The sequence below is a fragment of the Streptomyces sp. NPDC058872 genome, from assembly GCF_042743065.1.
Taxonomy (GTDB): domain Bacteria; phylum Actinomycetota; class Actinomycetes; order Streptomycetales; family Streptomycetaceae; genus Streptomyces.
Genome location: NZ_JBHYMK010000043.1, coordinates 61651 through 68761, shown reverse-complemented (window position 1 = coordinate 68761; position 7111 = coordinate 61651). Strand labels below are relative to the sequence as shown.

The window sequence follows — 7111 nt, the reverse complement described above, 5'->3', positions numbered from 1 at the left end:
GAAAGGTGCGGCACCCGGCCCCTCGCCGTCGAACGGTCAGAACTGCTGCTTGTTCCGGTTGAACCAGGCGGCGCCGTCGGCCTTCGCCACGAAGACGATGATCAGGACGCCGAGGGCGAGGCTCACGATGCCGGCCGGCAGCGAGAAGAGGCTGAACAGCACGGCGAACGAGGCCCAGACGATCGAGCCGATCCGGACGCCGTTGCCACCGGACTTGAACCTGGCGGCCAGCACCATGCCGACGACGGCGAAGACCAGGGAGATGAGGCCGAGGAAGATCATGATGCCCTGGCCCAGGTCCGCGAAGGCCTCGGCGTCGGCGGACGTGGCGCCCGCACTCTCCAGGTCGCTGTCGAGGGCGAAGGAGAGGGCGATGATCGCGAGTCCGCCGAGCAGGTTGAGACCGCCCATGATCCACATCATCACGCGCGCGGACTTCACGTTGCCCGGCATCTCCATGGCCGCGCCGGGGTAGCCGCCGTACGGGGAGACCGGCGGGGCCATCGGGTAGCCGTAGCCCTGCTGGGGCACGCCCTGGGGGGCCTGCTGGGGGTAGCCGTAACCGGGCTGCTGGCCCTGGCCCTGATCCTGCGGCTGGCCATAGGGGTTGGTCGGTTCGCCGAAGCTCATCGCGGGATTCCTCCGTGAAATTCTCTGTGCGGGAACGACGCGGCCCGCGCGGAGGACTACACGATGTTTCAGCGGATTTCCCCCCGGCACTTTCCGCGGCACTTCGCGCATCATCGTTGTCGCAACGCCGACTCCTTGTCCAGTCGATACGGGGTGGAGTTGTGCAAGTGCAACCTCCCGTTCCGAGGGGCCGACTGCTCCGCGCGGGCGAATTGGAACAAGGCGGGGTTCATCCGGGAGGATGTCTCCATGAGCGCCCAGATTCTCGATGGCAAGGCCACCGCAGCCGCGATCAAGTCCGATCTCACCGTCCGTGTGGCGGCCCTCAAGGAGAAGGGCGTCACGCCCGGTCTCGGCACGGTCCTGGTCGGCGACGACCCGGCCAGCCAGAAGTACGTCGCGGGCAAGCACCGCGACTGCGCGGAGGTCGGTCTCGCCTCCATCCAGCGCACCCTGCCGGGCACCGCCACCCAGGAGGAGATCGAGGCGGTCGTACGGGAACTCAACGAGGACCCGGCCTGCACCGGCTACATCGTCCAGCTGCCGCTGCCCAAGGGCATCGACGAGAACCGCATCCTGGAACTGATGGACCCGGCCAAGGACGCGGACGGCCTGCACCCGACCAACCTCGGTCGCCTCGTCCTCAACGAGCCCGCCCCGCTGCCGTGCACGCCCAACGGAGTGATCACCCTGCTCCGCCGCCACGGCGTGGAGATCAACGGCGCCGAGGTCGTGGTCGTCGGCCGCGGCGTCACCATCGGCCGCCCGATGCCGCTGCTGCTGACCCGCCGCTCCGAGAACGCCACCGTGACCCAGTGCCACACCGGCACCCGGGACCTCGCGGCCCATCTGCGCAACGCCGACATCATCGTCGCGGCGGCCGGAGTGCCGCACCTGATCAAGCCCGAGGACGTGAAGCCGGGCGCGGCCGTCCTGGACGTCGGCGTCTCGCGCAACGGCGAGGGCAAGATCGTCGGCGACGTCCACCCCGGTGTCGTCGAAGTGGCCGGTTGGATCTCTCCGAACCCCGGCGGAGTGGGTCCGATGACCCGTGCGCAGCTGCTCGTCAACGTCGTCGAGGCCGCCGAGCGCGCGGCCGCGGCGCTCTGAGGTGACTCCCGGGACCCCGGCCGAGCCCGGGAACCCGGACGGGGCGGAGACGACGGGCGCGCTGCGGTCCACGACGTCCCCGGACGCCGGGCGGAAGGGCGGCCCGCGACGGCGGCTGCCCACCGTCGTCACCACCGATACCGCGCGCCCCGAGGGCGGCGGTCGGGCCGCGCCCGGCAGCGCCCCGGCCCCCGCGCGCCAGTGGCCGTTGATCACCGTCCTCGGACTCGCCGGGATCGGGCTGCTCGTGGTGGGGACGGACCTGTTCCCGCAGGCCTTCCGGGTGGGGACGATCCTGGTCGGGGCCGCGCTCCTGACGGGTGCGGCCCTGCGCCGGGCGCTGCCGTCGGTCGGCATGCTGGCCGTCCGTTCCCGCTTCACGGACATGATCACGTACGGCGTGATGGGCGGCCTGATCGTGCTGCTCGCGCTCATGGTGCAACCGCACCCCTGGCTGCGGGTCCCGTTCCTGGAGGACGTGCTCCACCTCACGGTGACCTAGACCGCGCTGCGAAGCGCGTCCCGGCTGCGCGGCCGGCGCGTTGTGGAATGCGGTTGCCCGCCCTCTCCCCCGTGGGAGGGCGGGCACCGCCGTGCAAGGGTGGTGTGCGGGCCGACGCCGGTTCAAGATCCGTCGGCGCACTGTGGCACGGAAGTGACGGTTCCGCTACTTCCGCTCGGCGGCCGGTGCCCGTGACGCCTCCGGAACCGCCATCCCCCGACGGGCCGAAGGGGCGGGGCCGCCACCGGGGACGCCGTCACCGTCGAGGTCGCGGGCGTCCAGCGGAGCGCCACCCGCGCCGGACGGGCCGGCACCGGTGCGTACGCGCCGATGCCGGCCGCCGCCCCGGGCGCGGACGCCCGGGCCTGCGGCGCGCTCGCGGACGGCGGTGGTGGGTGCGGCCGAACCTCCTGGCGACCGTGCCCGGACGGGTGGCAGTGAGCCGCACCACAAGGGGGTGGGGATTGGAGGGGGCCCGGGTCGGATAGCCTGACCGCTGGATATCTCTTCACATCGAGACACCGATCGATCAAAGGGCTATCCCGCACCAGGGGCAGGGACCCCCACCGCCAGCTGTCTTACGGAGATCGCCATGACCCGCACTCCCGTGAATGTCACCGTGACCGGCGCGGCCGGCCAGATCGGCTACGCGCTGCTCTTCCGCATCGCCTCCGGCCACCTGCTCGGCGCGGACGTGCCGGTCAAGCTGCGCCTCCTTGAGATCCCGCAGGGCGTGAAGGCCGCCGAGGGCACCGCCATGGAGCTCGACGACTGCGCCTTCCCGCTGCTCAAGGGCATCGACATCTTCGACGACCCGAACAAGGGCTTCGAGGGCGCGAACGTCGCCCTGCTCGTCGGTGCCCGCCCCCGCACCAAGGGCATGGAGCGCGGTGACCTGCTCGCCGCCAACGGCGGCATCTTCAAGCCGCAGGGCAAGGCCATCAACGACCACGCCGCGGACGACATCAAGGTCCTCGTGGTCGGCAACCCGGCCAACACCAACGCCCTCATCGCCCAGGCCGCCGCCCCGGACGTCCCGGCCGAGCGCTTCACCGCGATGACCCGTCTGGACCACAACCGCGCGATCTCGCAGCTGGCCCAGAAGACCGGTGCCTCGGTCGAGGACATCAAGCGCCTCACCATCTGGGGCAACCACTCGGCGACCCAGTACCCGGACGTCTTCCACGCGGAGATCGCCGGCAAGAACGCGGCCGAGGCCATCGGCGACGAGGCCTGGCTGGCCGACACCTTCATCCCGACCGTCGCCAAGCGCGGCGCCGCGATCATCGACGCCCGTGGCGCGTCCTCCGCCGCCTCCGCCGCGAACGCCGCCATCGACCACGTCCACACCTGGGTCAACGGCACCGCCGAGGGCGACTGGACCTCCATGGGCATCCCGTCGGACGGCTCCTACGGCGTCCCGGAGGGCCTCATCTCCTCCTTCCCCGTCACCTGCAAGGACGGCACGTACGAGATCGTCCAGGGCCTGGACATCAACGAGTTCTCCCGCACCCGCATCGACGCGTCCGTGGCCGAGCTGGCCGAGGAGCGCGACGCGGTCCGCGAGCTGGGCCTCATCTGAGTCCGAGCCGACCGGCGGACGGAGTCCGTCGCAGCTTCTCCACCCGGTGCCCCCGGGCCGTACGTCCGTACGGCCCGGGGGCACCGTTTTTCCGTGTCGCCGGAAGCCCCGGCTCCCCTATGCTGTCCCACCGGTTCTCGGTCAAGTGATCGAAGAACAAGGATAGTTCCACACACCCGGGGGAGTCTTGGCGCAGTCGTCCGTGCCCCAACAACCGAGCAGTCGTCCCACCGTCGTCGACCCGCGTCGCTTACCCGCAGCCAGCGAGGCGACCCGCCTCCTCTGCGCCGGTGCGTACCTCGACGACGCCTACCGCGATGCGGTCATCGACGAGCTGTACGTCCACGAGGAGCGCTTCGCCGCCGCTTCCCTCGGCTATGACGCGAGCCGCGTCCTCGCCCATGCCCTGCGCGCCCGCCGCGTCGAACTCGGCTGGGCCGCCGGCATCCTCGCCCTCTGGATCGTCGCGATCCCCCTCACCAAGGGCCTGGTCGTCCTCCTGCTCGCCCCCTTCCTGATCCTCGGCCTCGCCCGCTGGGTGCGCGGCACGTCCGCCAACGCCCCCTTCTACCGCTCGGTGCCCGCCCTCCTGCTGCGCTGGTACGGGCGGCTCTCGCTCCTCCAGGCCGCCCTGTTCCTCCTCTTCCTCGCGTTCGGCGACGCGGGCTCGGACAGCTCCTTCGACGGACCCTCCGGCGCGGGCGGAGACTTCCTCGACCTCCCGGTCGGCCTCGCGGTCCAGGAGGTGTGGGGCATCGGCACCCTGGAGGCCTGGATCACCCTCGCCGTGCCGCTCCTCGTGGCCTGGGCGGTGGCGGCCCAGCGCGGTCAGTCCGCCCGGGCGCTCACCGAGGAGCTCTCCCGGGAGCGCTTCGCCGACCAGCGCTCCGACCCCGCCGAGCAGGCCGAGGGCGCCCGCTTCCGCCGGCTGCGCGACCGGATCCGGATCGAGCAGCACGCCCGGCTCGTCCTGTACGGAGCCGCCGACCCGTTCTGCGGCGCCGGCACCCCGTACGAGCCCTGGTCGCTCTCGGTCGAACTCCGTCCCCGCGAGGACCTCGACGGACGGGCACCCGAACCGCTCGACAACGGCACCGTCCTGCGACACGTCGTCCCGCTCCTGGAGGCGCTGCGCATCCCCTCCCCGCACGGCTCGCCACAGCTCCAGGCGGCGGTGCGGGACCGGCTGCGCGAGTTGGAGATCGAGGAGGTCGTCTTCCTCCCGGTCGACGGCCTGCCGGCCCGCACCGCCGCCCCGTACGCCCCCGGTGCCTTCGAGGCGCACCGCGCGGGCTCCATCGAGGAGGGCGGCGAGACCCGTCGCCACTTCCTCCGGGTCCGGGTCGGCGGTTGGGGCGAAGAGATCGTCACCACGGTCTTCGTCCGCGTCCACACGCAGGGCGGCATGCTGATGCTGGAGGTCGCCCCGCACGTCCTGCGGCCGGTGCGGGAGCTCTACCGCCACGCCGACCGGAACGCCCACCGCTACCGGCACAACCACTTCCTCGGCAAGGCCGTCTGGGCGCTGGCCCGGACCCCCCGCTCCGCCGGTCACGCCCTCGCCACGCTCTGGCGTTCGCTCGGCCACTCCTGGCGGGTGCTCACCGCGGGCCACGCCAACGCCCTGCCCGAAGGGCCGTGGGCCTCGGTCCGGGAGCTGGGCTCCGACGACCAGGCCTCCCTCTTCCAGGACATGGACGTCAGCCGTTATCTGAAGAGCATTCAGGACCGGGTCGCGAACGGGGTGAAGACCGCGCTCCACGAGGCCGGTTACGAGACGGGCGAGTTCGAGCAGAAGATCGTCCACGTGGCCGAGGGCGGCACCTTCATCGAGAACACCAAGGGGAACGTCACCATCGGCCACCACAACACCGTCACCAGCAAGAGCTTCACCACTTCGACCACCGGAGGCGACCGTGGCTGAGAACGGCAACTCCCGTGACCGTGGCGGCATCCACGTCACCAACACCGGCGGCAACGTCACCATCGGCGACCACAACACCGTCACCAACACCGTGCACGGTGCCGCACCGGACCGCGACGCGCAGCAGGAAGAGCTGCTCCGGGCCGTCCGGCAGCTCCGTGCGGACCTGGAGGGCGTCGTCCCCTCCGAGCTGACCGCCGCCCTCGACGCCGAACTCTCCGACGTCGAGGACGAGATCGAGGGCACCGGTCGGGCGAGCACCGGCCGGCTGACCGCCCTGCGCGGCGCCCTCGCGGAAGCGGGTGCGGTGGCGGAGCTCCTCGCCTCGGGCGTGGCCGTGGGGCAGGCCGTCGGCGCCCTGCTCGGAGGGTGAGGTGAGCGGCTACGGGGGCGGTTCGGCGGGCGGCGCCCGCTGGAACGACGAGACGCAGAGCTGGGAGACCGGGGGAGCGGGGCGCGCGCCGGTGACCCCGCCCGTCGGTGCGGGCGGCCCCGTCGCACCTCCGCCACCGTCTTCTCCGTCTCCTCTGCCTCCTCCGCCTCCTCCGACGTACGTGCCCGGCTCCCCACCCCCGTACCTGCCGGAAGCGGGCGGCTGGCAGCACTCCGCGGCTCCCGTGCCGGCCGGGCGGCCCCGATCGCGGGCCGTGCTGGTGGCCGGGGCGGTGGCGGCCGTCCTGGCGGCGGGTTCCTTCGGTGCCTGGCTGGTCTGGGGCGGAGAGGACGGGAGCGACGGTCCTGCCGCAGGCCCCGGGACCTCCGTCTCCGCCCCCGCGGAGCCGGACGGTCCGACGGCCCCGTCCCCGTCGGACCTCCCCCCGGAGTCCCCCTCCGATGCGCCCACCGCCACGGCCGGGACGCCCCCGGAGGGCTACCGGGTCCAGGAGGACCTCAAGGGCTTCACCATCGCCGTCCCCGAGGGCTGGGACCGCACCGAATCCGACCAGGGCGTGTTCTACAACGCACCGGACGGCCGGAGCCTGCTCCAGGTCTTCGTCATCGAGGGAGCCGGCATGACGCCGTACGAGGCGCTGCGCGGCACCTCCGAGGACGGGCGGACCGGCAAGCCCGGCTACCGGGAGATCAGCCTCGCCCCGGTCGCCGACGAGCCGGACGCCCCGGCGGACTCCGCCGAGTTGGTGTACGCGTACGACCGCGAGGGAGGCCGTCGCCAGGTCGTCGACCGGGCCTTCACGGCCGAGGACGGCAACCAGTACGCGATCCTGGCCGCGGGCCCGGAGACCGACTGGCCGAAGCAGCGCGAAGTCCTGCGGGTGGCCTTGGAGTCCTTCCGGCCGGGAGCGTACTGAGGGGGGCGACGCGCGGGCACCGGGCCCGGGGGGCCCCCCCGGCGGTGGGGGTC

The 7111-nt window shown here is 72.5% G+C and carries 7 protein-coding genes; 6 read left to right on the top strand and 1 reads right to left on the bottom strand.

The window, feature by feature from the left end:
* Positions 1 to 36: 36 nt before the first annotated feature.
* Positions 37 to 630 (bottom strand): hypothetical protein, encoded by a 594-nt coding sequence (locus ACFW22_RS25030; RefSeq protein ID WP_386408525.1) that lies wholly within the window; start codon positions 628 to 630, stop codon positions 37 to 39.
* A 249-nt stretch (positions 631 to 879) separates the two neighbouring features.
* On the opposite strand from ACFW22_RS25030, the gene ACFW22_RS25025 reads away from it, so the two are divergent.
* The 6 genes from ACFW22_RS25025 to ACFW22_RS25000 all read left to right on the top strand — a co-directional run bounded on the left by ACFW22_RS25025 (position 880) and on the right by ACFW22_RS25000 (position 7058).
* Positions 880 to 1740, top strand: coding sequence for a bifunctional methylenetetrahydrofolate dehydrogenase/methenyltetrahydrofolate cyclohydrolase (locus ACFW22_RS25025; RefSeq protein WP_386408523.1), 861 nt, complete (start codon positions 880 to 882; stop codon positions 1738 to 1740).
* 1 nt (position 1741) lies between these two features.
* Entirely contained in the window at positions 1742 to 2242 is a 501-nt protein-coding gene (locus ACFW22_RS25020; RefSeq protein ID WP_386408521.1) for a DUF3017 domain-containing protein, read from the top strand.
* 592 nt (positions 2243 to 2834) lie between these two features.
* Entirely contained in the window at positions 2835 to 3824 is a 990-nt protein-coding gene (locus ACFW22_RS25015; protein WP_386408519.1) for a malate dehydrogenase, read from the top strand.
* 187 nt (positions 3825 to 4011) lie between these two features.
* Positions 4012 to 5748, top strand: a complete 1737-nt coding sequence (locus tag ACFW22_RS25010; RefSeq protein ID WP_386408517.1) for a hypothetical protein — start codon at positions 4012 to 4014, stop codon at positions 5746 to 5748.
* A complete protein-coding gene (locus ACFW22_RS25005) occupies positions 5741 to 6121 on the top strand; it encodes a hypothetical protein (protein ID WP_386408515.1) in 381 nt (126 codons plus the stop codon). The genes ACFW22_RS25010 and ACFW22_RS25005 overlap by 8 nt, the downstream gene beginning before the upstream one ends.
* 1 nt (position 6122) lies before the next feature.
* Positions 6123 to 7058, top strand: a complete 936-nt coding sequence (locus tag ACFW22_RS25000) for a serine/arginine repetitive matrix protein 2 (protein WP_386408513.1) — start codon at positions 6123 to 6125, stop codon at positions 7056 to 7058.
* Positions 7059 to 7111 lie beyond the last annotated feature (53 nt).

Excerpts from the sequence above, each read along its gene's own strand:
- ACFW22_RS25030 (WP_386408525.1), bottom strand. The coding sequence starts at position 630 with ATGAGCTTCGGCGAACCGACCAACCCCTATGGCCAGCCGCAGGATCAG.
- ACFW22_RS25025 (WP_386408523.1), top strand. The coding sequence starts at position 880 with ATGAGCGCCCAGATTCTCGATGGCAAGGCCACCGCAGCCGCGATCAAG.
- ACFW22_RS25015 (WP_386408519.1), top strand. The coding sequence starts at position 2,835 with ATGACCCGCACTCCCGTGAATGTCACCGTGACCGGCGCGGCCGGCCAG.